This window comes from bacterium, assembly GCA_023150945.1.
Taxonomy (GTDB): Bacteria; Zhuqueibacterota; Zhuqueibacteria; order Zhuqueibacterales; family Zhuqueibacteraceae; genus Coneutiohabitans.
Map to the genome: position 1 here is coordinate 165,810 of JAKLJX010000001.1, position 23,677 is coordinate 189,486.

Consider the following 23,677-nt stretch of genomic DNA (forward strand, 5'->3'; position numbering starts at 1 on the left):
AGCGGGTTGATGCAGCCCTCAACCCGCTGGCTGTTATTCGCCGTAGGTCAAGGAGGGGCAGATGCCACGATCACGTTTCGGGCTTTCATGCGCCAGCCTTCTTGTTGCCGTCCTGTTGTTGCCCGCCCATTTGCGCGGCCAAATCACCGAGGATGAAATCAAGGCGATGTTGGCTGCCAACGCGCTGAGCGCCGCCCGCGCCAAGGTCGCGGAAGCCAGCCGCCAGGATCCCGCCTCCGCTGTCGCCGCCTACTACCACGCGCTGCTCGAAGAGAACGGCGAAACCGCCCTTACCCGGTTTCAGGAAGTCGTGCGCAAGTTTTCGTCTTCGCCCTACGCCGGCCGCGCGCGCTATCAAATCGGACAATACTACTTTGCGCGCGGCAGTTACCGCCGGGCGCGCGAGGCCTATTTGGAGTTGGTGCGCTGGTCTCCCGCCTCCGAACTGGCCGCGCCGGCCGCCTATCATGCCGCCAAGGCGCTCGCCATTTTGGGAGAGAACGCCACGGCGCGCCAGGAGCTGACCGCCTTTGTGCAGCAGTATCCGCAGGACAAGCTGGCGGCATTGGCGCGCCAGGATCTCGACGAATTGCCGCCCGCGCCGCCGCCTGCGGCTGCGCGCAAGGCCGCGCCGGCGGCGAAGCTCTCCTTCACCGTGCAAACCGGCGCCTTCGTGCAAAAGTCCAACGCCGTCGCGCAGCAAAAGCGCTTTCGCCAGGCCGGGCACAAGGCAACGGTGAGCGAGAAGCGTGACGGCAACACCAAGTACTATGTTGTCTGGGTGGGGGATTTCAGCACGCGCGAGCAGGCACGGGAGTTTGCCGAGCGGCTGAACCGCAAGCACAAAGTAAAGGGCAGCGTGGTGCAAAAGGAGAATTGAACTGTATTTGCCGCAGCCAGGAGTGATTCTGACTTGGCACGAGCGGAGAGGCCAACATGGCAACCGACGAAAAACTGCGCACGGAAAAGATCACCCCGGAGCTGATCGATTACATCGTCGCGAAGATCGTTCGCGAGATTGAGCCGGAGAAGATCATTCTTTATGGCTCTTACGCGCGTGGCGATTTTCACGAGGACAGCGACATCGATCTTTTGATCATCAAAGACAGCGAAGAGCCAAGCCGGATGATGCGGCGCAAGGTGGACGGCCTTTTCAGCGGCAGACTGTTTTCTCTCGACCTGCGAGTGCGAAAACCCTCGGAAGTCGAGTGGAACTTCCGAGTAGGAAATCCCTTTTATCTATATCACATTTTCAAGGATGGCAAAGTGTTATATGACAAAAACGCCTGACTTACGGAAGTTGGTGCATCAGTAGCTCATCTTCGCAAAAGAGAATCTCCTGTATGCCAGGGACGGAATGAAGGCAGAGTATTCTCCCTATCACACGATTTGCTTTTTGTGTCAAGGAAGCGCTGAGAAATATCTAAAGGCATATTTGATTTCGCAAGGATGGGAGCTTGAAAAAATTCATGATTTGCAGAGATTGCTGGGGCACGCCCTGAGCTACGATCAAAGCTTCAGCGAGCTTGTTCCTCAAGCAGAAACTTTGAATGAGTATATCACCGAAGGCCGTTATCCCGGCGACCTGCCCTTTGAGAGCATCGGCAAAGCGGAGGCTGAAGAGGCTCTCGCCGCCGCCGAAAAAATCGCAGAATTTGTGCTGGCGAAGCTGGCAGCGTGAAAATCTCGTTGACTGAAGTGTGGCCCTCGAATTCGTTCCAACCACAAAGCGGTGCCGATCGACGCGAATGGCATATCGGCGTTCGTTGGCGTCCAGGCGCGGTTTGAAACTCCTGCAGACTCACTATGATCCCCCTCTCGCAAGCCTTTGATCTCGTCATCCAAAATACCGGCCGGTTGCCGGCCGAGAAGGTTGAACTGCTGCAAGCCTCCGGCTGCGTGCTGGCGGAAAACGTGGTTTCCGATCTCGACCAGCCGCCGTTTGCGCGCAGCAGCATGGATGGTTATGCTCTGCGCGCCGAAGATGCCGCGCAGGCGCCGGCGCAGTTGCAGGTCGTGGGCTTCATTCCTGCCGGCGTTTTCCCGGACCTCAAAATCGAAAAAGGACAGGCCGCCAAAATCATGACCGGCGCGCCGCTGCCGCCCGGCGCCGATAGCGTGCAGATGATCGAAACGACCCGGCCGGTCGCCGGCAATCGCGTTGAGATTCTGGAGGCAGTGTCCCCGGGTAAGAATGTTTCGCCCCGGGGAAGCGAGGCAGTGGCCGGCCAGGTGGTGGCCCGTGCCGGCAGCTTCATTTCACCGGCGGTCATTGGCTTGTTGGCCGCGGTGGGAAAAAGCGAGGTGCCGGTTTATCGGCGACCTGCGGTTGCCGTCATTGCCACCGGCGACGAGCTGATCGACCTCACGCAAACCCCGGCACCGGGCCAGATTCGCAACTCCAACAGCTTGGCCCTGGCGGCGCAAGTTGCCAAGCTGGGCGCCCGCGCCGCCCTGTTGGGCGTGGCGCGTGATCAGCACCAACAGATTCGCGAGTTGCTGCAGCGCGGGCTGGCATACGACGTGGTGCTGCTCACCGGCGGCGTGTCGATGGGTGATTTGGATTTGGTGGAGGACGTGTTCGCGGAATTGGGCGTGCAGGTTTTTTTCAATCAAGTCGCAGTGAAGCCGGGCAAGCCCGTGGTCTTTGCCAAGCTCGGCGAGAAACTGATTTTTGGATTGCCCGGCAATCCCGTTTCTGCGGCCACGACGTTCGAGCTATTGGTGCGGCCTGCGCTGCGCAAACTGATGGGTTTCTCGGTTTATCAAAACCAGATCGTCGCAGCGCAACTGGAGGCCTCGATCAAGAACCGCTCGCAGCGGGAGTTCTACGCGCCCGCCACGGTTTGGTATGACGGCCGGCAGTTTCGCGTGCGGCCGCTCGAATCAAAGGGTAGCGGCGATCAGGCGACTTATGCGCAAAGCAATTGCTATTTGATCTGCCCGCGGGAAGAGATGGCGCTGCACGCCGGCGCGACGGTGAGCGTCATGCTGCGGCCGGAGTTTTTTTATCACTAGCATGACAACCTCGAGCCCGCGGCTGTCATTCTTGTCAGAGTCCTTCCGTGCTTCTGGCCCACGGCTCGTTTTCTGATGCGTGCCCGGCGCGAGGGAAGATTCCTGCGGATTGACGTGGGAGAGTGTTGCATCCACCTTGCCATGGCAGGATTGAAAAGAAAAAGCCACGGCAGTGCCGTGGCCATTTATTGCCGGAACCAGCGGGAGCCTCAAGCCTTCTTGACGACACCGATGAGCCAGAGCAGCACGATCGCGCCCACCACCGCCGTGACCAGCGAGCTGAAAGGTCCATATGTTGGAATGCCCAACAGGTCGAAGATGAAGCCGCCGAGCAGCGCGCCGATCACGCCGACCACCAAATTGCCGACGACACCGAGTCCTCTGCCCTTCATGATCCTTCCCGCCAGCCAGCCGGCTGCCAAGCCGATCAACAGAAACCAGAGTATGCTCATCTTTTTTCCTCCCGTGGTGTGAGTGAAGGAATGTGGGGAATTGTGCGGCACAAAATGCACAGCCGATCCGGCAAAGTCAAGCCTGGAATGCCGTCGCGTAGCGCCTCAGGGACTGGGAGTCGCGCAGCTTTCAGGCCTGCTGCAGACGGGGCGCCTGCGCTAGGTCAACCACCGTGATGGAGGCAATAGCGGCGCGCGGCACGCACAGGCCGGGCGGCAGCTTGCTTGACTCTCAGAGCCTCGATGCGTATATTGCGCCGCGTTATTCTCCTGGAACCGAGAGGCCGGCCTTTTTGGGCAAGCCTTCTTTGATGACGCAGCAACGCGAAGAGAGATTTTTCTACGACCGGGTGGAATAAGACGGCCGTTTCATTGTAATGCTAACAGTCCGGGTGAGGCGCCGGTGATAGATTCTCTGCCGGCGGCGCACGCGGCGCAAGAGAAATGGTTGCGCCCCTTCTGCACCTGGACGGTTATCAGCCCGGCAAGCGCCGGGGAAGCAACTGTCCGCCTCGGTCTGAGGCACACGAATCTACTGGAACGGAACAACGCCATGAAGCGAAAGAATGTAATCTACGTTGGTGCTCTGCTAACCTTCATTCTGAGTGTGACCGCCGTGCAAGCCCAAAAGAACAATGTCCGCGTCACGATTTACAACGAGAATCTCGCGCTGGTGCATGAGATGCGCGAGCTTGAACTGCCCAAGCCCACCGGCGTGTGCTCATTTCGTGACGTCGCCGCGCAAATCGATCCCACCTCCGTGCATTTCAAATCGCTGTCGCATCCCACCGCCGTGCGCGTGCTGGAACAGAATTTCGAATATGATCTGGTGAGCGCCGACCGGATTCTGCAGCGGTATTTGGATCAGAAAGTGCAACTCGCCACCAAGCAGGGCGGCACGATCAGCGGCACGCTGTTGAACGCGGCCGGCAATCTCGTGCTGCAGGCGGAAGACGGCACGGTCAAGATTCTCAACAGCAGCGAGATCGTGGCCACGGATTTGCCCAAACTGCCGGAGGGCTTGATCACGCGGCCGACGCTGGTGTGGCTGGTTGCCAACGACGGCCCGGCCAAACAGCGGGTGGAAGTCTCCTATCTCACCACCGGCCTGGCCTGGCATGCCGAATACGTGGGCGTGCTGGATGAGAAAGACGCCAACCTGAGCCTCGCCGGCTGGGTGTCGATTGACAATCAATGCGGTGCGACTTTTCCGGAGGCGCAGTTGCTGCTGGTGGCCGGCTCCATTCATCGCGCGGAAGCGCCCCGGCCGCTGCCCAAGCAAATGCGGGTGATGGAAATGGCGGCGGCGGCCGGCGGCTTCGAAGAGAAGGAATTCTTCGAGTATCATCTCTACACCCTGTCGCGCGCGGCCACGCTCAAGGATCGCCAGGTGAAACAGATCGAGCTGATTCCCGCCAGCCAGACGCCGGTGAAGAAGGAATACACCTACGACGGCTCGCGTGATCCCAAGAAGGTCAAAGTCACGCTGCGTTTCAAGAACAGCAAGGAAAACGGGCTGGGCTTGGCGCTGCCTGCCGGCAAGATCCGCCTGTACAAGCCCGAAGGCGAAGCGCAAGTTTTGGTGGGCGAGGATTTCATCGATCATACGCCGCGTGATGAAGAGTTGCGGCTCAACGTCGGCGATGCCTTCGACATTGTCGGCGAGCGCACCGTGCTCAGCACGCGCAAAGCCGGCGATCGCGCCGATGAAACCGAGGTCAAGATCGAAATCCGCAACCACAAAAGCGAAGCCGTGACCGTAAACGTGCTCGAGCATTTCTACGGTGATTGGACCATCCGCCGCGAGACCGCGGAGCACACCAAGAAGGATGCCACCACAGCAGAATGGCGGCTGGCGGTGCCTGCCCGCGGCAAGGCGGAGGTTACCTACACCTGTTTTCGTACTTGGTAGTTCGTGTCTTTCCGCCGGAGCATGTTGCAGCTCCGGCTGCGCTTGGGCTTCTGAAACTTCGCGTGTCGTGAAAACTCGGAAGATTCTGACGCAACGGCCAAGCCGTTGCAGGAACATTTTCTCAGAATTTTGCGATTTCAGACTCAAGGTCGTGTCATCCGAAGATGTTCCAGCCGCGGCTGCGCCGAGGCTTTTGACGCAACGGCCAAGCCGTCGCAGGAACATTTCAAGGTGCCTCGGTGCTCAGTTGATGAATGTCAGTATCCCGCGGAGATGAGCTGATCAGGCATCACATGAATCGCAGCGCGACTTCACGCCCGGCCGCCGCAAGCCCGGGCAAGGAAGCGGCCACCACGCCCGTTCGGTTCTTGCGCGGGCTGGGTGAGACCCGCAGGTGCGAGCTGGAGAAGATCGGCATCAAGACGATTGCCGATCTTTTGTTTTATTTGCCGCGGCGCTATCTCGACCGCTCCACCATTCTCAAATGCCGCGATCTGCGCGACGGCCTGGAAGCCACGGTCGTCGGCAAGGTCATGTCCGGCCAATTGCTGTATGGCGGACGCCGGCCGCGCTTCGAGCTGACCCTGGCCGACGGCACCGGCTTCATGAAGTGCGTGTGGTTCAATCGCGCCAATTTGTGGCCGAAGATCTTCAGCCGCGGGGAAAACGTTGCCTTTCACGGCAAGGTGACGTTCTTTGACGGCTACGGCATGATCCACCCGGATTTTGACAAGCTGGGTGAAGAAGGCGAGGCGCGCTTTCTCCACACCGGCAAGATCATTCCGCTGTATCGTTCTTCCGAAGCGCTGGCCAAGGCCGGGCTGGACAGTCGCGGGTTTCGCCGCTTTTTGCGCCAGGCAGTCGATGATTTTGCCCACACGCTGGCCGATCCGCTGCCGGCCGGCTTGCGCAGCCGTTACCGGTTGCTCCCGCTCGCCGAGGCGGTGGCGCAGATTCACTTTCCGGAAAGCGAGGAGGCGCTGGCAGCCGGCCGCAATCGCCTGAAATTCGATGAATTGTTCTTCCTCGAGCTTTTTCTCGCCTGCCGCAAGGCCGCGCTTGCCACGGCGCAGCAGGGCATCACCTTCACGGCGGTGGGCGAACGCACCTGGGAATTGGTCGAGAAGCTGCCCTTCCAGCTCACCGAGGCGCAGCGCCGGGTGCTGCGCGAAATTCGCGCGGACATGAAAGCGCCGCAGCCCATGCACCGCCTGCTGCAGGGCGATGTCGGCTCCGGCAAAACCGTGGTGGCGCTCATTGCCATGCTGATGGCGGTGGAGAACGGCTATCAAGCCGCGCTCATGGCGCCCACGGAAATCCTGGCGGAACAGCATTATCTCACCAGCCATCACTTCCTCGAACAGCTCGGCGTGAAAGTCGTGCTGCTGGTGGGCGGCCAGAAAAAGAGCGAGCGCGAGCAGATTCTGGCGGCAATCGCGAGCGGCGAGGCGGCCCTCGTGATCGGCACGCACGCGCTCATTCAAGGCGGGGTGCAGTTTCACCGCCTCGGCCTGGTGGTGGTGGATGAACAGCACCGCTTCGGCGTGTTGCAGCGCGCCGCGCTGCGCGAGAAGGGCGAACAGCCGGACGTGCTGGTGATGACGGCAACGCCGATTCCGCGCTCGCTGTCGATGACGCTTTACGGCGATCTCGATGTTTCGATCATCGACCAGTTGCCCGCCGGCCGCCAGCCGGTGCGCACGGCCTGGCGTTCCTCCCGCAAACGCGAACAGATCTATCAGTTCGTGCGGCAGGAGGTGCTGAACGGCTCGCAAGCCTACATCGTTTTCCCGCTGGTGGAGGAAACCGAGAAAAGCGATCTCGCGGCGGCCACTGAGAGCTACGAGGAATTGCGCCAGGGCATCTTTCGCGATCTCAATCCGGCGCTGCTGCACGGCCGCATGAAGCCGGCGGAGAAGGAAGTGATCATGGCGGGCTTCAAGGCGGCGGAGCACCAGGTGCTGGTGGCGACCACGGTCATCGAAGTCGGCGTCGATGTGCCCAACGCCACGGTGATGGTGATCGAGCATGCCGAGCGTTTTGGTTTGAGCCAACTGCATCAACTGCGCGGCCGCGTCGGCCGCGGCGCCAAGCAATCCTATTGCATTCTGATTGCCGACGAGCCGGTGAGCGCGGAGACGCGCAAACGGCTGCAAACGCTGGTAGACACCACCGACGGCTTTCGCATTGCCGAGGTCGATCTGGAATTGCGCGGCCCGGGCGAGTTTTTCGGCACACGGCAGCACGGCCTGCCCGAGCTGAAAATTGCGAACCTCATCTCCGATGGCCGGCTGCTGGTTGCCGCGCGCGAGGAAGCCTTTGCCCTGGCCAAGCATGACCCGCAATTGCAACGGCCGGAACACGCGGGCTTGCGCGCGCATTTGCTCCGGCATTATCGCGATCAGTTGGCCGCGCTGCACATCGGTTGAAATCAAACATTGACATTTAGCAGGTTAACGGATAGATTGGAGCCGCCATTGCTGCGCCGGCCGCGGCAGCACGGCCCGAGCGCTTCACCTCTGATGATACCTTTGGAAACAGGAGATTGTCTGCAATGCCCCATCGCAAACTGAACGCCCTGATGGCCAGCCTGGTGTTCGCCATTTCATTCATTGTCTATGCGCTGACGGTTGCGCCCACGACCCCGTTTTGGGATTGCGGCGAGTTCATCGCGTGTTCTTACATCCTCGGCATTCCCCACCCGCCGGGCGCGCCGCTCTATGTGCTGCTCGGCCGTGTCTTCTCACTGCTGCCGTTCGGCGTCGATACCAGCCTCGACCCTGCCAAGATTCCGGGCGTGCTGACCGACAATATCGCGCTGCGCGTGAACATGATCTCGCCGATCTTCAGCGCCTTCACCGCGATGCTCACCTATCTCATCATCGTGCGTCTTATCCTGCTCTTTTGGAAAAGGGAGCCGGAGAGCCTGGCGGAAAAAATCACGCTTTACGCCGCCGGCCTGGTGGGCGCGCTCGGCTTTGCCTTCTCCGACAGCCAGTGGTTCAATTCCGTGGAAGCGGAAGTCTACGCCGGCTCGATGTTCTTCACCGCGATCGTCATCTGGCTCATTTTGAAATGGCAGGATGAGGCCGCCGCCGCCAAGTCCGACCGCTACATTTTGCTGATCTTCTATCTGCTCGGCTTGGCCATCGGCGTGCACTTGCTCAACTTGCTCGCCCTGCCCACCATTGCGATGATCTTCTTCACCCAGCGTTACCAAAGCAAAGCCAGGAAAGAAGACGTGTTCGGCGAGCTGCTGCTCATGCTGGCGGTGGCCGGCGTAGGCGGGTTGACGATGTACTACGGCATCAATACCGGCGTCGTGCAGGGGCTGCCCTGGTTGATGGAAAAGGGCGGCGTCATGGCGCTGGCGCTGCTGCTGGTGGCCCTGGTGGTGGCGGTGGCAATGGCGGCGGCGAATCGCCAGCGGGTCTTCGGCATGGCGGTAACGTCGGTGCTGCTCATCATCATCGGTTACTCCACCTACTCGGCGATTTTTATCCGGTCGACGCTGGATCCGGCGATCGACGAAAACAATCCCGACACCCCCGAACGGCTGGTCAGTTATCTCAAGCGCGAGCAATACGGCGAAGTGCATCTCACCCCACGGCGGGCGCCCTTTTGGGAGTACCAAATCAAGCAGATGTACGTCCGCTATTTCAACTGGCAATTCATCGGCAAGGGCACGACCTACGATGTGCAGGGCCGCATTGTGGAAGTCTTCTCCCCGCGCGGCTTGTGGGGCATTCCGTTTCTGGTGGGCCTGTTCGGCATGTTTTATCATGTCTACAAGGATTGGCGCCGCGCCCTGCCGATCATGACCTTGTTCATCATGACCGGTCTGGCGATCGTGGTCTATTTGAATCAGGATGATCCGCAGCCGCGTGAACGTGATTATGCCTACACCGGCTCGTTCTTCGCCTTCGCGCTGTGGATCGGCATCGGCGTGGCGGCGCTGGTCGATCTGGCGCGCGGCCTGCTGGAGGGCAAAAAGGCCGCACCGGCCGGCACGGCGGCGCTGGCCGCGAGCGGGAAACACACCGGGGTGGCGGCCGTGGTGGCGGGCCTGGTGATCACGCTGGTGCCCGGCAACATGCTCTTCTCGATTTTGCCGGGGGTCGATTGGTTGTCGAATTTCCGTGAACACAACCGCAAGGGCGATTATGTTGCCTTCGATTATTCCTACAACATTCTCGCCTCCTGCGCCCAGGATGCGATCATCTTCACCAACGGCGACAACGACACCTTCCCCTTGTGGTTTTTGCAGTACGTGCACAACATCCGCACAGACGTGCGCGTGGTCAATCTGAGCCTGCTCAACACGGACTGGTACATCAAGCAGCTCCGCGACGATGAGCCCAAGGTGCCGATTCGCATGCCGGACGCCAGCATTGCCGCCATTCGCCCGATCGAATGGAAAACCAAAACCGTCTCGATTCCGGTAGCCCAGCAGGTCTACGAACGGTATTACCAGGAGACGCTCAAGCTCGATCCCAGTATCACTTATGAAGAAAACCCGGCGTTGCGCCTGGAAGTGAAGCCCACCTACGAAGGATTGGCCATCCGCGTGCAGGATTTGATGATTTTGAAAATCCTGGAGGACAATCAATTCCGTCGGCCGGTTTACTTCGCGGTCACGGTTTCGCCCGATAACAAGATTGGCCTGGAACCCTACATGCGCATGGATGGCCTGGCCTTTCGCGTGCTGCCGGTGAAACTCGAGCGCGGCACGGTCGACCCCGAGCTGATGTGGACGAACCTGAACGAAAAATTCCGTTATCGCAATCTCAACAACCCCAAGGTTTACTACAACGACAATGTGATGAGCCTGCTGCAGAATTACCGCTCCGCCTTTCTGCATCTCGCGCAGCATCATCTTTATCGCCGTGAAAACGAGCAGGTGGTGAAGGTGCTGGATCGCATGGGCGAGATTATGCCGGAGTCGGTCATTCCGACGAGCGACTTTCGCATCAACGAGGCCATCGGTATGATGTATGCCCAGGCCGGCCGGCCGGAAGAGTTGACCAAACGCTACCGCAATTTCGTCGAGAACGAATACCCGCGCCTGGAAGAACTGCGCGACCGGCTTTCCTTCGCGGATTATCTGAATTATCGCGGCCAGCGCGCGCTGGCGGAATCGCTGGTACAGAACATCATCAAGACGGCGCCCGGCCAGCGCGAGCCGTATCAGTGGATGGCGCGCTTCTACAACATGACCGGCGAGCGCGACAAGACCATCACCGTGCTGGAGCAACTGCTGGCGCGCTTCCCGGATGATCAAGCCGCGCGCACGCAATTGCAGCAGATGCGCGCCAGCTCGCCGGATTCCGCGAGGCCGGCGAACCCGGCGGACAGCAGTCACTCCTCGCGCTGAGCGCATGGACCAGCAGCCCGTGCCTGCCGCCCCGCTGGTGTCGGTCGTCATTCCGCACTGGCGCGGTGCCGCGCTTGTGCAGCGGTGTTTGCAGAGCCTGCGCACCACGGTTTATCAGCCGTTCGAGATTTTGCTCGTTGACAATGGCTGTGAGGACGGCAGCGTAGCCGCCACCGCGGCGCAATTCCCCGAAATCAAAGTTGTGGCCAGCGCCGTCAATCTCGGCTTTGCCGGCGGCTGCAACCTCGGCTTGCGTGCGAGCCGCGGCAAATACGTTGCCCTGCTCAACAACGACGCAGTGGTCACCCCCAATTGGCTGGCGCCCATGGTTGCAGCCATGGAGCGCGATGATCGCCTCGCGGCCTGCCAGCCGAAGATCCTCGCGCTCGCGCCGGCGCAGCAATTCGATTATGCCGGCGCCGCCGGCGGCCTGCTCGACTGGCTGGGTTATCCCTTTTGCCGTGGCCGCATCTTTTTCACACTCGAAACCGACCGCGGCCAGTACGATGAAGCGGCCGACATTTTCTGGGCGAGCGGCGCGTGCTGTTTGCTGCGGCAGTCCGTGCTGGCGGAAACCGGGCTGCTCGATGAAAGTTTCTTCGCGCACATGGAAGAGATCGATCTCAACTGGCGCATGCATCTCGCCGGCTATCGCGTCAGGGCAACGCCGGCCGCGGTGGTTTATCACCAAGCCGGCTCGACCCTGCAGACGGACTCGCCGCGCAAGGTTTATCTCAATCATCGCAACGGCCTGCTGCTGTTGTTGAAGCACGGCGAGGCGGCGCGCTTGTGCGCGATCTTGCCACTGCGTTTCATACTGGATTTGGCTGCGGCGCTGCGCGCGCTGTTCGGTCTGCGCCCGGCGCAGGCAGCCATGATTCTGGCCGCGTACGGCTATCTGCTCACCCACGTGCCGGGACTGCGGCAGCAGCGCCGCGAGAGCCGGCGCCGACGCCGTCTCACCGCTGCGGCCATGCAGCAAAGATTCTATCCGCGCAGCATCGTGTGGCAATACTTCGTGCGGCGCCGCAAGTGCTTCACGGATCTGCCCGGGGCGCCGTGAGTATGGTACGGGCGGCACAAGCACGAGGGCCGCGCGGCTGGAATGCCAACCCATCAATCAATTTGCAAGCGATCAAGGAAAAGGTTGTCAGAGTTCGAAAACTGCTCGTGCCCGGTCTGCCACGGTGAGGCGAGTGAACTTCATCTGCGCGTGGCCGATCGCTTCGCGCTGGCGCAAGGCCCGGCCTTCAGCCTGCAGCGCTGCCGCGCGTGCGGCATGGTTTATCTCAATCCCCGGCCCACGGAAGCGACGAGCAGCCGGTATTATCAACATGAAGCCTATCTGCCCTTCGCCAGTTTGGCCGGCCGCCAGACCGGCACGCAGAAGGTCTATGATTTTCTGCGGCGCCTGAATCTCAACTGGAAGCGCCGGCTGATCACGCGGCTGAAAACTGGCGGCGCACTGCTCGACGTCGGCTGCGGCACCGGCGAGTTTCTCGCATGCATGCGCGCGGCCGGCTGGCAGGTGGCCGGTTTGGAGCGCGAGGCCAATGCCGCGCACTGGGGCCGCCAGCAGTTCCAGCTCGACATTCAGGTGGGCAGCGTATCGGACTTGCAGCCGGGGAGATATGATGTCATCACGCTGTGGCATGTGTTGGAACACCTCTATTCTCCCCAGAAGGCACTGCAACGGCTGCGCGCCAACCTGGCGGACACGGGCGCGCTGATCATCGCCGTGCCCAACCTCGCGAGCGTAGATGCCGGCATCTACGGCGCCGATTGGATCGCGCTCGACACACCCCGCCATGTCAATCATTTCACGCCGGCCACGTTGACGCGCTTGGCGCGCGCCTGCGGCTTGCAGGTGCGGGCGCTGCGGCAGTTGCCGCTCGATGCCTTCTTCAACGCCGTGATGAGCGAGCAATTGCAGCGGCAAACGGCGCACGCCGGCGCCGCGCTGCTGCCGCTGCGTTTGCTGCGCGCCGGTGCGGTTGCCGCTGCTTCCCTGCTCGCCGGCAGCCGGCTGTCACCCTTCGCCTGCCAAGGCGCCACGCTGGTGGCGATACTGCAAAAAACATGAATGACAAGCCATGAGGCCATGGAATATTCTGCTGCTGGCGGCCGGCATTCTGTTCGGCTGTCAGCAAAAACCGGTCAGCGTCGGTTCGGAAAAAGAAATCGTCGTGTGCGCGGATTCTCTGGAGTTTCAATTGTTGCGGCCGGCGTTGCAGGCCGCGTTCGAGCGCGAATTGCCCACGCCGGCGCCGGAGAGAATTTTTGAAATGAAATGGGCACCGGTCGCCGAGTTGAGGCGCCATGTGCACAAGCCGCGCCTGGTCATGCTCGGCTGTTTGACGGCGGAGAATGCCGCCGCGCGCCAAGTCGCGGCCACGCTCGACGCCACGCAACGCCAGCAAGTCCTGCAGGGCGAGAGCTACCTGTTCAAATCCGACGATCCTTGGCGCCGCCAGCAACGGCTGTTGATTCTGGCCGCGCCGACGCGGGAAGAGCTGCAGCAGCGCCTCACGGCAAATGCCGCTGAGCTGTTCGAATCGTTCGAGCTGCCGCTGCGCGCCCTGATCGAGCAGCAGCTCTACAGCGTGCGCGAGCAGCAGGAACTGGCGCGGCGTTGGGAGCGTGAGTACGGCTGGTCGTTGCGCGTTCCGCATGACTATTTCATTTTCAAAGAGCTGCCGGCCGAGCGCTTTGTGATGTTGCGGCGCACCTCGCCGGAACGCTGGCTGTTCGTGGCCTGGCGGGCGGCGAATGCGGCAGAGCCACCCACGCTGGCGGAGGTGATCGCGTGGCGCGATGAGATTGGCGAAAAATATTATGAAGGCGACCGCGTCGCAACGCACGGCTTGACTGCCGCACCGGCGGAGTTTGCCGGCCGGCCGGCGCTGGAAGTGCGCGGCCTGTGGGAAAACGAAGCCAAAGTCGCCGGCGGACCGTTTCATTGTTGGGCAATTTACGACGCGGCACGGCGCACGGTTTTTCTGGTCGATGTTGCCGTCTTCGCGCCGGGAATGGACAAAGTGCCGCACCTGCGCCGCCTGGAGATTATCGCGCAGACTTTTCACACCGCTGCGGCCGCGCCGGCGGCGCCGTGAGTAATGTCCCTTTCAGTCGAACCGGCCGCCTTGTTGTTTCGTCATGCTCATGGCCTCTCCGCTGCTGGCAGGAAGGAAGTCCGACGGCACCTCGTCCCGGCAGCAGGGGAGAGGCCTGAGACGCAGTTCCCTCTCGCAACCTCTGAATGCCTATGCGAAGCTTACGTTACAAAATTGCCCTGGGCTATGTCGTGCTGCTGGCGATTATCCTGATCACCAGCGTGTTTGCGGTGCATGATTTTTCGCAATTGAGCACCTCGGTCGGCGGCATTTTGAAGCAGAACTATGAGAACGTGCTGGCCGCGGAGAACATGCTGAAAGCCCTGGAGAACCAGGAGAACGCCCAGCTCGCCATGCTCATCCAAAGCGGCGATTCGACGCTGGTGGTGTACAACACCGAACGCAGTGAAGAGCGCTCGCTGGTGGTGTACAACGCCAACCGCAGCCCGGAATCGGCGCTGTCGGTGTTCAACGCCAATCGCGATGAATTCCTGCAGTGGTTCGAGAAGATCAATCTCGCCGTCACGCAGCCGGCCGAGCACACGCTGTTGGAAAACATCATTCTCGCCTACCGCCGGTTTCTGGCCGATTCCGATTCGCTGCATCGCATGGTGCAGGAACGCCGCGCCTATGCCCGCGTGCGCAACTTCCAGCGCACCGAGATTCAACCCGTCACGCAGAAGATCCGCCGCGATTGCGAGACCGTGCTGAAATTCAATCAGGATGCCATCAGCAGCATGGACCGCCGCGCCAAGGACATTACCAGCCAGGCCACCCAGGTCGTGATCGTTGCCCTGTTCATCGCCATCCTGCTCAGCATTCTGGGCAGTATTCAATTCACTGCCTCCATTCTCAAACCGCTCAAGCAGCTCACCCAAACCGTGCGCCGCATCGGTGAAGGCCATTTGAACCAGAAGATCGACATTCAAACCGATGACGAGATCGGCGAGCTCAGCCGGGAATTCAACAAAATGACCGAGCGGCTGCGCAGCTACGAAGAATTGAACATCCACCAGTTGATCGCCGAGAAAAAGAAATCCGAAACCATCGTGGAAAGCATCGCCGATCCCATCATTGTCACCGATGGGAACAACGCGATTTTGCTGATGAACGAGGCCGCGGCGGCGATGATCGGCGTAGCGGGTGAAAAAGCCCAGGGCCGGGCGTTGCACCTGTTGCAGCACAACGAGCTGCTCGCCCGCTTCCTGCACTTCGAGGCCGGGCACGAGCAGCAGGCGGCGGACGGCGAAACGCTGCTGGCGGTGGCGCGCGACGGCAAGACTTTTTACTACCGCCCGCGCCAGACCAAGATCACCGACCAGCAGGGCCAACTGCAAGGCGTGGTGACGCTGTTGCAGGATGTGACGCGCTTCAAGAATCTCGACCAGATGAAGTCGGAGTTCATGGCCACGGTGTCGCACGAGTTTCGCACGCCGCTCACCGCCATCAACATGACCATCGACATCCTCTCCCAGGAGGTGCTGGGCAAAATCAATCAGCGCCAGCGCGAGCTGCTGAATGCGGCCAAGGATGATTGCGAGCGCTTGAAAAAACTCGTGCGTGAGCTGCTCGATCTTCTGCGGCTGGAATCCGGCCGCTACCAGATCAAGAGCGAGTCGCTCAACCTGCAGAGCCTGCTCGACCATGCCTTGCGGCCGCTGCGGCTGCAATTCGAAGAGAAGGAAGTGGCGCTGGAAGTGGCGCTGGCGCCCGCCCTGCCGGAGGTGCCCGGCGATCAGGAAAAGCTGTCGTGGGTGATCAATAATTTGGTGAGCAATGCGCTGCGTTACACGCCCAGCCACGGCAAAGTGACCATCAGCGCCGAACGCAGCAACGGCGTGATTCAGGTGAGCGTGGCGGATACCGGCCGCGGCATTCCGGCCGATGCGCTGGAAACGATCTTCGAGAAATTCGTGCAGGTGAAAGAACCGAGTGACGCCACGCCCGGCAGCGTCGGCTTGGGGCTGGCAATTGCCAAGGAGGTGGTGGAAGCGCACGGCGGCAGGATCTGGGTCGAGAGTGAAGTCGGCCGGGGCAGCCGCTTCAATTTCACCATTCCGGTGACCCCGCAAGGCCTGCCGGAGGAGCAGGATTCGCGCTACTCCACGGTGCTGCTGCAAGCGGAATGAGGCCGCCGGCGCAGGGCTGGGCGGCTGCAACGTTTCGTTTTTAGTGAAGGGATCATGCCACCCAAAGTATTGGTCGTCGACGACGAGGCCAACATTCTCAAAACCATGGGCATTTGCTTCGAGGCCATCGGCTTTCAGTCGCGGCTGCTGTCCAAGCCGCAGGAAGTGCTGGAGGCGTTGCAGCAGGAGCAATTCGATCTCGCCTTCGTGGATTTGAAGATGGGTCCGATGGACGGTTTGGAAATTTTGGCGGAGATCAAGCGCCATTCGCCGGAAACCACCGTGGTCATCATCACGGCGCACGGCTCCATCGACAGCGCCATCGAAACGATCAAAAAGGGCGCCTATCATTACCTGCAAAAGCCGTTCGACTACAAGGAACTGCAAATCTTCGCGCAGAAAGCCTGGGAGCATCACGAGCTGACCCGCGAAGTGCGCGAGCTGCGCCAACAAGTGGCGGCGGCGCGCGGCAGCGACGAATTCCTCACCCGCAACCGCGAGATGCTGGAGATGCTCGAGCTTGCCGGCCGGGTGGCGGAAAGCAGCATCAGCGTGTTGATCGAGGGCGAAAGCGGCACCGGCAAGGAGTTGGTGGCGCAGCTTATCTATCAGAAAAGCCCGCGCGCCGGCCGGCCCTTCGTCAAGATCAATTGCGCCGCGCTGCCGGAGAACCTGCTGGAAAGCGAGCTGTTCGGCCACGTCAAGGGCGCGTTTACTGGCGCGGTGAAAGACCGTCAGGGCCGCTTTGCGATGGCCGACGGCGGCACGATTTTTCTGGATGAAATCGCCGAGCTGTCGCCCACCATTCAGGCCAAGCTGCTGCGCGTGCTGCAAAGCAAGGAATTCGAGCGCGTGGGCGAGAGCAAAACCACGCAGGTGGACGTGCGCGTGATCGCCGCCACCAACAAGAATCTCGATGAGGCGTTGAAAGAAGGCACTTTCCGCGAGGATTTGTTCTACCGCCTGAACACGATGCGGCTGAAGCTGCTGCCCTTGCGCGAGCGGCCGGAGGATATTCCGCTGTTGATCCAGCACTTCTTGCGGAAATTCTCGCCGGAGACCGTCATCGAGATTTCGCCGGAAGCGGCGCAAGCGCTGCGCGCCTATCGCTGGAGCGGCAACGTGCGCGAGTTGGAAAACGTGATCGAACGCGCGGTGTTGCTCGCCCACAATCATCTCGTCACGCTCGATCATTTGCCCGAGGAGGTGCGCTCGACCCTGGAGAAGCCGCAGTCCGCGCTCTCGCTCGAGGAAATGGAGAAACTGCACATCAAGCGGGTGTTGCAGCACGCGCGGGATTATGACGAGGCGGCGCAGATTCTGGGCATCGATCCTGCTACGCTTTGGCGCAAGCGCAAGAAGTATGGTTTGTGACCGGCGGCCGCCCGTTTGCGGCGGGAAGTCTTTGCAGCTTGATCACCTTCTGCCCAGTCCTTGCGGCCGGCCTCCCCAAATCCGCCCCGAGTTCGCCAAGTGAGAATTGTCAGGATCCCGCGCCTTGCCGCAACGATCTTTCTTGAAATCCTCCCTGGTTGTTATTGCAGTGCTGAATTTCCACTCGCCGGCTTCCTGCCACGCTTTTCCCAATTGAATTGAATTTTTGTCCAGCCAATGCCGCTTTTTTGCCGCGGATTTCAGCTTGCCAGCCAGCATCGGCATTGCAAAATGCAAGGTGACTTATCTGTTTAAAAACTTAAACAATTAGGCTGCAATAGCAGGCTCCGGCCGAAAACCGTCTTGCATTTTTCAAAATTCCGGCTGGGAGGAGGCAGGGATTGGCGTCGAAAAATCAGTAGCTTGTGGTCAGGGCCTGCATCCTGAAATGGTGGCACCCGCTTTGCGAAAAAGTGTAAAGATAATTTCACGCGCGCAGCGCACAGGGTCGAACGGGCGAATTTCTTTTTTGCAAGGATCTTCTATGTCAGTCAAAGTCACCACTCTCAACAACCTTGACGTTGCCGTGCTGGAGCCGCGCGGCTCGTTGATCGGCGGCAAGGAGACGGATGAACTGAAGGAAAAGGCCAAGGATCTGTTCGAGCAGGGCAATCGCAAGCTCGTGGTGGATCTGGGCAGCGTGACCTACATCAACAGCACCGGCATCGGTGCGCTGGTGGGCTTGCATGCCATGTACACCAAGGGCCAGGGGAAGATCAAGCTGTGCAACATGGGAAAAAGCGTGCAGAATGTGTTTGTGATCACCAAGCTCACGAGTGTCTTCGATGTCGAAGAGACGCGTGATGCGGCCATTATGAACATGTAATTCATTCCACTTTCAACCAAGCCACTCAATCGCGGAGGCATCATGAAGCAAGGTTTCTTCACCATCATGGTCGTAGTGATTTCGATGGTCATCGGGTATGCCATCTACACGCAACTGCCCAAGTTCATTCGCGACGGCGGACCGGTCGTGTCGGTGTTGATTGCGTTGACCATCATGGTCATCACCTTCATTTTCGAGCGGTTGTTCTCGTTGAAACGCGCCGAAGGCCGGGGCTCGATGACGCTGTTCCTGAAGAAGGTGCAGCAGGAAATCCACGCCGGCAACATCGACGGCGCCATCGAAGCCTGCGACCGCCAGCGCGGCTCCTGCGCCAATGTCATCCGCAATGGTTTGGCGCGCTACAAAGAACTGCAGAGCGAGGGCAAGGTCAGGGAGCAGAAGGAGATCATGGCGGACGTACAACACGCCATCGAAGAAGCCATGCTGCTGGAAGTGCCGTTGCTTGAGAAGAACTTGGTTATCCTCTCCACCATTGCTTCGGTTTCCACCATGGTCGGCCTGTTCGGCACGGTGATCGGCATGATTCGCGCCTTCAAAGCCATGGCGCAAGCCGGCGTGCCGGACGCGGTGCAGCTCTCGCTCGGTATTTCCGAAGCGCTGATCAACACCGCCGGCGGCATCTTCGCGGCCATTCTCGGCATCGTGTTCTACAATATTTTCACCACCCGCGTTGACAACTTCACCTACATGATCGACGAGGCGAGCTACAGCATCGTGCAAACCCTGGCGCTGCGCACCGGCAACAAATAACCACGCGAGGCGCAACCATGCCCAAAATCAAAAAAGCCAGAGTCGGCATCAAAATCGACATGACGCCGATGGTGGACGTGGCCTTCCTGCTGCTGACGTTCTTCATGCTCACCACCCAGTTTCGGCCGCAGGAAGACGTGTCGGTCATCATCCCCAGCTCGCATTCGGTGATCAAACTGCCGGAGACTGACGTGATGACGGTCACAGTGACCGGCGACGGCACCATCCACCTGGGGCTGGATTCGCAGCAGCTTCGCGCCGCTGTGTTCGGGCCGGAGTATCGCTTGAAGCTGAGCACGCAGGTGGCGGACAAGGAAACGCTGGCCAAGCTGATGATCGACGCGCGCATCCGCAACCCCAAGCTGCGCACCGTGGTCAAGGCTGACAAAGCCGCTCCCTACGGCGCCATCGAAGACGTCATGAACACGCTGCAAAAAACCAACATCACGCGGTTCAACCTCGTGACCGACATCGAGAAATCCTGAGGGAGGTTCACTATGGCTGCAGTTGAAAGTGGCGAATCGAGAAGTCACGCTCGGGCCGGAAAGAAACACAAGAAAAAACGCCGCCTGGGCATTCGCATCGATATGACGCCGATGGTGGATATTGCCTTCCTGTTGTTGACGTTCTTCATGCTGACCACGGTGTTCAGCAAGCCGCAGACGATGGAAATCAACCTGCCGCCCGACGAATCCAAAGTCGACGTGGCGGAGTCTAACCTAATGACGGTGCGCATCGTGCCGGACGGGACGGTTTACTGCAGCATGGGTAATGACGTGCCGGAAGCCATCGTGCTGGGCACGGATCTGAAAGATCCGGAGAAGAAGACCCGGGCGCTCGCCAAGTTCCGCCAGTTGATGGAGGAGCGCAACCGCTCGAATCCCAAACTCATCACCCTGATCAAGGTTCACCGGGAAGGCACCTACACCATGCTGGTGGACATCATCGACGAGCTGAATCTCGCCAACATCTCGCGCTTCAGCATTGCGCCGATGCTGCCCGAAGATCAAAAGCTCATGGAAAAAGCTGGATATACCGGCCCGCCGGTGCTAGCCGTTGGTCCATAACCAGGGAGAATCACATGGCGGATGTTTTGTTGGAACAACTCTTTCCCTATGGCGCGCCGGAGTTGGTGCGGGTCTACAAGAAGTATGTCATCCGCGGCCTCCTCATTGCCGCGGCGATTCACGGCACCGCCCTGGGCGCCTATTACGGCCTCCCGTTGCTGTTTCCGGAAGAGGAAGAGCCGACGGTCACGGTTCGCATCATGAAGTACAGCGAACTGGGCCCGCCGCCCTCGCTCACCAACCAAAGCGCGGCGCCCGCGGTCGCTGTCTCTGCGCCCGCGGTGCGGCCGAGCGTCGGCATTCCGGTGCCGGTGCCCGATGCGGAAGTCAGCCCCGAACAATCCTTTGCTTCGCAGGAGGAAATGGCGCAGGCCGTTGGTCCGATCGGGGAAGGCACGGGCACCGGCGGTGAAGTTGTGTTCGAGCAGGATATCAAAATCGAAGAGGACGGCCCGCCGCCGGACTTTGTGCCGTTCGAGAAGGAACCGGTTGCCATCAAAAAGCCCAGCCCGACCTATCCGGAAATCGCCCGCAAGGCCGGTTTGGAAGGCACGGTGTGGCTGAAGGTTTGGGTTGACAAAGAAGGCAAAGTGCGCAAGGCGGTGGTGCAGAAGAGCGACGCGGAGATTTTCAATCAAGCGGCCATCGATGCCGCCACGCAGTGGGTGTTTACCCCGGCGTTGCAGCAAAACGGGCCGGTCTCGGTGTGGATCTCCATTCCGTTCCGCTTCAAGCTGGCGGGAAAGTGATTCTCGTGGCCAAGCTGAGAATTGCAGACCTGCTGGCCTACACCGTCGTCGTCGTGACGCTCGGGCTGGCGTTCCTGATCTTCCTGGGGCTCCTGTTCCCGAGCCTGTCTGTTTTGCCGGCCTACATTCCGATTCAAATGCGGGTGATGTTCGGCATTGTGGCGCTGTTAATGGGCGTTTACCGTTTAGTCATGATGCGTTTTCATGCGGCGCGATCTTATCGAGATGATGAATAGAATACTTTGGTCTGCCCTTGTGCTCGCCGGCCTCGCGGGATGCTCTCTGGAAGAGACGGAGAATCCGACGCGAGGCGCGGCGGTGATGTTGGTCAATGAATCCCATTACCGCCTGATGCAGCGCGAGGCGGAGCGCTTCCACAGCCTTTATCCCAAAGGCAGGGTGGCCGTGCACGCCACCTCGACGCGCGAGGCGATCGTGCATCTGGTCAACGACAGCGTCGGCGTCATTGTGATCGACCGGAAGTTCAACGAGGAAGAAGAGCAGGTGGTGCAGGAGGCCAAGCTCGAGATTATCAATCTGCGCATTGCGGAGGACGCACTAGCGATCATCACCCACCGGCAAAACCCCATCACCGGCATTTCGCGGCAGTCCGTTGCGATGATCTTGCGGCGGGAGGCGAGCGATTGGAGCCAGATCCCGGAATCGAATTGGTCCGGCGCCATTGACCTTTGCCTGACCGGTCGCAACTCCGGCCCCTATGAGTTGCTGCAAAAGAATTTTTTCCCTTCGCAAGAGGACTTCATCCCCAACCGTCTTGCTGCCAACCAAAATCAGGTGTTGCAGTATGTCGCGACGCACCCGCGCGCTGTCGGGGTGGTCTCGCTGAGTTGTCTGGCGGACAGCCTCGGCCATCCCGTGCCGTATGACTCCACCACCACGGTGCGCGTGCTGGCGGTCGAGAACGTGGACTCCACCGGCGTCAGCCGGCCCGTGCAACTGCACCAGGCCTACATCTACAACGGCACTTACCCTCTGCATTATCCGGTCTATTTCTATTGGACGGCAGAAGGCCGCAGCGTCGCCACCGGCTTCATCACCTTCGTTGCCAGCGGCCCCGGACAGAAAATCATCTTGGACGCCGGGCTGGTTCCTGCCACCATGCCCGTGCGCGTGGTTCAGCTCAAACAGGATTAGAGGCGTAATGAAACGACACACTCCTTTGATCGCATTCCTGGTGCTCAGCGTGGCCACCGCAGCCTGGAGCCAGGGCAAGGTCCCCGAGGCCAAAGCCCTGCTGGGCCGGGGCAAAACCAATGAAGCGCTGGCTCTCTTGCGCCAAGCCGTGGCTGTCAGCCCGCGGGATTTGGCCGCCTGGGAGTTGCTCGGTGAAACGCATCTGCAGGCCGGCCAGCCCGATTCCGCAGTCGCTGCCGGCCAGACAGTAATAGATATTGACAATAAGAATCCGCTGGGATACATTCTGGTCGCCAAGGGCGCGGCTGCCAAGAAAGACTTTGCGCTCGCCTTCAAAACTCTGAAGAACGGCCGCAAGAACATCAAGAACAATGCGGCCCTGCTGGCGCAGCTCGGCGAAGTCTACCTGGCCGCCGATTCGGTTGAGCAGGCGGTGGCGGCATACACGCTGGCGAAGGAAGCTGATCCGAAAAACACGGCAGCCTACGAAGGCTTGGGCGATGCCTATGCCAGAATGGGAAGTGCCGGCATGGGGATCCTGCAGTATGAGAAATCGCTGGAGATTGATTCGCTGCAGGCGGCGCTCTATCACAAACTCGCCCGAACCTACTACAAGGAACGGCGCTATACCGAAGCCGCGCGCACCTATGAGCGCTTGACCGGCCTGGATACGACGAACCAGGCGGCGCTCTTTGAACTGGGAAAGATTTACGTTTCCGCCAAATTGCCGCGTGAAGCGGCGCGGGTGTTCAAGACGCATGTGCGCCGCTTCCCGCAGGTGGAGGAAGCGTGGCTGCTTTACATGGACGCCATGTTCCAAAGCCGGCAGTTTCAAGAATCGGCCGAGGCCGCGCAACATGTTTTGCAGAAGGATCCCACAGCCACCGGCGCGTTGCGCGTGCTGGCGGCTTCGCAGGCGGAACTGAAAGATTACCCGGCGGCGATTGTCAGCTACCAGCGGCTGAGCGCGGCGGACACACTCAGCGTTGACGACCTGAAGCGGTTGGGCCGGTCGTATGCCGAAACCAGGCAGGATTCACTCGCGGCCCTCACCTACGAAAAAGTCGTCGCCAAAGACCCGAACCAGTGGAACCTGTACAGCGATATCGGCGCGCTCTACATGCGCTTGAAGAAATTCGATATCGCCGCCAACATGTTCGAAAAGGAATTCGTCAAGGATCCGGATTCGCCGGCGATGGCGAGCACCTACATCAATTACGCCAACTGCAAGATGGCGCTGCGGCAGTGGAATGAGGCGCGCGCCGGCCTGCGCAAAGCCCTGCAGTTGCAGCCGAAATACTTGCGCGGCCGCAACTCCCTCGGCCTGTGTCTGAGCCAGGTCGATTCCGTGCAGGAGGCGCGCAAGCAATACGAACTGGTGATCGCGCAAGGCGACAGCGCGCGCGAGAAATACCGCGCCGAACTGGCCGAGGCCAACCGCCAGCTCGGCTTTCTCAACCTGCTGGAGAAGAAATATCCCGCAGCCGAAGACTACCTGCTCGCTTCGCTGAAGTTCGATGATAACGACTATCAAAGCCACCTGTGGCTGGCGCAAGCTTTCGCCCTGCAGAACAAGCGGGAAGAGGCGAAACGGGAATACAATCGGGTGCTAAAATTGAATCCGGGACACAAAGACGCGTTGGAAGGGCTGAAATTGTTGGGACAATAACCGTTGGT

General features: G+C 60.2%; 21 protein-coding genes. 20 read left to right on the forward strand and 1 reads right to left on the reverse strand.

What is annotated here, in order from left to right:
* Positions 1-61: 61 nt before the first annotated feature.
* The 4 genes from L6R21_00675 to L6R21_00690 all read left to right on the forward strand — a co-directional run bounded on the left by L6R21_00675 (position 62) and on the right by L6R21_00690 (position 3,018).
* Positions 62-880: an SPOR domain-containing protein gene (locus L6R21_00675; GenBank protein MCK6557688.1), complete on the forward strand. Its 819-nt coding sequence runs from the start codon at positions 62-64 to the stop codon at positions 878-880.
* Between the two features lie 56 nt (positions 881-936).
* Entirely contained in the window at positions 937-1,290 is a 354-nt protein-coding gene (locus tag L6R21_00680; protein MCK6557689.1) for a nucleotidyltransferase domain-containing protein, read from the forward strand.
* A gap of 67 nt (positions 1,291-1,357) precedes the next feature.
* Positions 1,358-1,681: a HEPN domain-containing protein gene (locus tag L6R21_00685; GenBank protein ID MCK6557690.1), complete on the forward strand. Its 324-nt coding sequence runs from the start codon at positions 1,358-1,360 to the stop codon at positions 1,679-1,681.
* Between the two features lie 125 nt (positions 1,682-1,806).
* Positions 1,807-3,018 (forward strand): molybdopterin molybdotransferase MoeA, encoded by a 1,212-nt coding sequence (locus tag L6R21_00690; protein MCK6557691.1) that lies wholly within the window; start codon positions 1,807-1,809, stop codon positions 3,016-3,018.
* Positions 3,019-3,227: 209 nt separating this feature from the next.
* Here the strand turns inward: L6R21_00690 and L6R21_00695 are convergent, their stop codons facing one another.
* Positions 3,228-3,470 (reverse strand): GlsB/YeaQ/YmgE family stress response membrane protein, encoded by a 243-nt coding sequence (locus L6R21_00695; protein MCK6557692.1) that lies wholly within the window; start codon positions 3,468-3,470, stop codon positions 3,228-3,230.
* Between the two features lie 553 nt (positions 3,471-4,023).
* Here L6R21_00695 and L6R21_00700 point away from each other — a divergent pair.
* The 16 genes from L6R21_00700 to L6R21_00775 all read left to right on the forward strand — a co-directional run bounded on the left by L6R21_00700 (position 4,024) and on the right by L6R21_00775 (position 23,669).
* Positions 4,024-5,382, forward strand: coding sequence for a DUF4139 domain-containing protein (locus L6R21_00700; GenBank protein ID MCK6557693.1), 1,359 nt, complete (start codon positions 4,024-4,026; stop codon positions 5,380-5,382).
* Between the two features lie 254 nt (positions 5,383-5,636).
* Positions 5,637-7,811 (forward strand): ATP-dependent DNA helicase RecG, encoded by a 2,175-nt coding sequence (gene recG, locus L6R21_00705; protein MCK6557694.1) that lies wholly within the window; start codon positions 5,637-5,639, stop codon positions 7,809-7,811.
* Between the two features lie 125 nt (positions 7,812-7,936).
* Entirely contained in the window at positions 7,937-10,756 is a 2,820-nt protein-coding gene (locus tag L6R21_00710; protein MCK6557695.1) for a DUF2723 domain-containing protein, read from the forward strand.
* Between the two features lie 4 nt (positions 10,757-10,760).
* Entirely contained in the window at positions 10,761-11,819 is a 1,059-nt protein-coding gene (locus tag L6R21_00715; GenBank protein ID MCK6557696.1) for a glycosyltransferase family 2 protein, read from the forward strand.
* An 84-nt stretch (positions 11,820-11,903) separates the two neighbouring features.
* Positions 11,904-12,839: a class I SAM-dependent methyltransferase gene (locus L6R21_00720; GenBank protein MCK6557697.1), complete on the forward strand. Its 936-nt coding sequence runs from the start codon at positions 11,904-11,906 to the stop codon at positions 12,837-12,839.
* 10 nt (positions 12,840-12,849) lie between these two features.
* Complete coding sequence (locus L6R21_00725) at positions 12,850-13,869, forward strand: DUF4837 family protein (protein MCK6557698.1); 1,020 nt, start codon at positions 12,850-12,852, stop codon at positions 13,867-13,869.
* Positions 13,870-14,021: 152 nt separating this feature from the next.
* A complete protein-coding gene (locus tag L6R21_00730; protein MCK6557699.1) occupies positions 14,022-15,998 on the forward strand; it encodes an ATP-binding protein in 1,977 nt (658 codons plus the stop codon).
* Positions 15,999-16,052: 54 nt separating this feature from the next.
* On the forward strand, positions 16,053-17,372 hold the full coding sequence (locus L6R21_00735) for a sigma-54 dependent transcriptional regulator (GenBank protein MCK6557700.1): 1,320 nt from the start codon (positions 16,053-16,055) through the stop codon (positions 17,370-17,372).
* Between the two features lie 544 nt (positions 17,373-17,916).
* Entirely contained in the window at positions 17,917-18,258 is a 342-nt protein-coding gene (locus tag L6R21_00740) for an STAS domain-containing protein (GenBank protein MCK6557701.1), read from the forward strand.
* Positions 18,259-18,300: 42 nt separating this feature from the next.
* The gene (locus L6R21_00745; GenBank protein MCK6557702.1) at positions 18,301-19,029 is read left to right on the forward strand and encodes a MotA/TolQ/ExbB proton channel family protein; all 729 of its coding nucleotides are present in this window, start codon (positions 18,301-18,303) and stop codon (positions 19,027-19,029) included.
* A gap of 17 nt (positions 19,030-19,046) precedes the next feature.
* Positions 19,047-19,514 (forward strand): biopolymer transporter ExbD, encoded by a 468-nt coding sequence (locus L6R21_00750; protein ID MCK6557703.1) that lies wholly within the window; start codon positions 19,047-19,049, stop codon positions 19,512-19,514.
* 12 nt (positions 19,515-19,526) lie between these two features.
* Positions 19,527-20,096: a biopolymer transporter ExbD gene (locus L6R21_00755; protein ID MCK6557704.1), complete on the forward strand. Its 570-nt coding sequence runs from the start codon at positions 19,527-19,529 to the stop codon at positions 20,094-20,096.
* A gap of 14 nt (positions 20,097-20,110) precedes the next feature.
* Entirely contained in the window at positions 20,111-20,845 is a 735-nt protein-coding gene (locus L6R21_00760; GenBank protein MCK6557705.1) for an energy transducer TonB, read from the forward strand.
* A gap of 5 nt (positions 20,846-20,850) precedes the next feature.
* A complete protein-coding gene (locus L6R21_00765; GenBank protein ID MCK6557706.1) occupies positions 20,851-21,081 on the forward strand; it encodes a hypothetical protein in 231 nt (76 codons plus the stop codon).
* Positions 21,050-22,000, forward strand: a complete 951-nt coding sequence (locus tag L6R21_00770) for a substrate-binding domain-containing protein (GenBank protein ID MCK6557707.1) — start codon at positions 21,050-21,052, stop codon at positions 21,998-22,000. Before L6R21_00765 ends, L6R21_00770 begins: the two co-directional genes overlap by 32 nt.
* A gap of 7 nt (positions 22,001-22,007) precedes the next feature.
* Positions 22,008-23,669 carry a tetratricopeptide repeat protein gene (locus tag L6R21_00775; GenBank protein ID MCK6557708.1) on the forward strand — a complete coding sequence of 554 codons (1,662 nt, stop codon included), beginning with the start codon at positions 22,008-22,010 and terminating at the stop codon, positions 23,667-23,669.
* Positions 23,670-23,677 lie beyond the last annotated feature (8 nt).

Coding starts and splice junctions, on each gene's coding strand:
- L6R21_00770 (MCK6557707.1), top strand. CDS start 21,050: ATGCGGCGCGATCTTATCGAGATGATGAATAGAATACTTTGGTCTGCC.
- L6R21_00740 (MCK6557701.1), top strand. CDS start 17,917: ATGTCAGTCAAAGTCACCACTCTCAACAACCTTGACGTTGCCGTGCTG.
- L6R21_00745 (MCK6557702.1), top strand. CDS start 18,301: ATGAAGCAAGGTTTCTTCACCATCATGGTCGTAGTGATTTCGATGGTC.
- L6R21_00760 (MCK6557705.1), top strand. CDS start 20,111: ATGGCGGATGTTTTGTTGGAACAACTCTTTCCCTATGGCGCGCCGGAG.
- L6R21_00700 (MCK6557693.1), top strand. CDS start 4,024: ATGAAGCGAAAGAATGTAATCTACGTTGGTGCTCTGCTAACCTTCATT.
- recG (MCK6557694.1), top strand. CDS start 5,637: ATGTCAGTATCCCGCGGAGATGAGCTGATCAGGCATCACATGAATCGC.
- L6R21_00735 (MCK6557700.1), top strand. CDS start 16,053: ATGCCACCCAAAGTATTGGTCGTCGACGACGAGGCCAACATTCTCAAA.
- L6R21_00715 (MCK6557696.1), top strand. CDS start 10,761: ATGGACCAGCAGCCCGTGCCTGCCGCCCCGCTGGTGTCGGTCGTCATT.
- L6R21_00680 (MCK6557689.1), top strand. CDS start 937: ATGGCAACCGACGAAAAACTGCGCACGGAAAAGATCACCCCGGAGCTG.
- L6R21_00710 (MCK6557695.1), top strand. CDS start 7,937: ATGCCCCATCGCAAACTGAACGCCCTGATGGCCAGCCTGGTGTTCGCC.
- L6R21_00750 (MCK6557703.1), top strand. CDS start 19,047: ATGCCCAAAATCAAAAAAGCCAGAGTCGGCATCAAAATCGACATGACG.
- L6R21_00675 (MCK6557688.1), top strand. CDS start 62: ATGCCACGATCACGTTTCGGGCTTTCATGCGCCAGCCTTCTTGTTGCC.
- L6R21_00690 (MCK6557691.1), top strand. CDS start 1,807: ATGATCCCCCTCTCGCAAGCCTTTGATCTCGTCATCCAAAATACCGGC.
- L6R21_00725 (MCK6557698.1), top strand. CDS start 12,850: ATGAGGCCATGGAATATTCTGCTGCTGGCGGCCGGCATTCTGTTCGGC.
- L6R21_00685 (MCK6557690.1), top strand. CDS start 1,358: ATGAAGGCAGAGTATTCTCCCTATCACACGATTTGCTTTTTGTGTCAA.
- L6R21_00695 (MCK6557692.1), bottom strand. CDS start 3,470: ATGAGCATACTCTGGTTTCTGTTGATCGGCTTGGCAGCCGGCTGGCTG.
- L6R21_00755 (MCK6557704.1), top strand. CDS start 19,527: ATGGCTGCAGTTGAAAGTGGCGAATCGAGAAGTCACGCTCGGGCCGGA.
- L6R21_00730 (MCK6557699.1), top strand. CDS start 14,022: ATGCGAAGCTTACGTTACAAAATTGCCCTGGGCTATGTCGTGCTGCTG.
- L6R21_00775 (MCK6557708.1), top strand. CDS start 22,008: ATGAAACGACACACTCCTTTGATCGCATTCCTGGTGCTCAGCGTGGCC.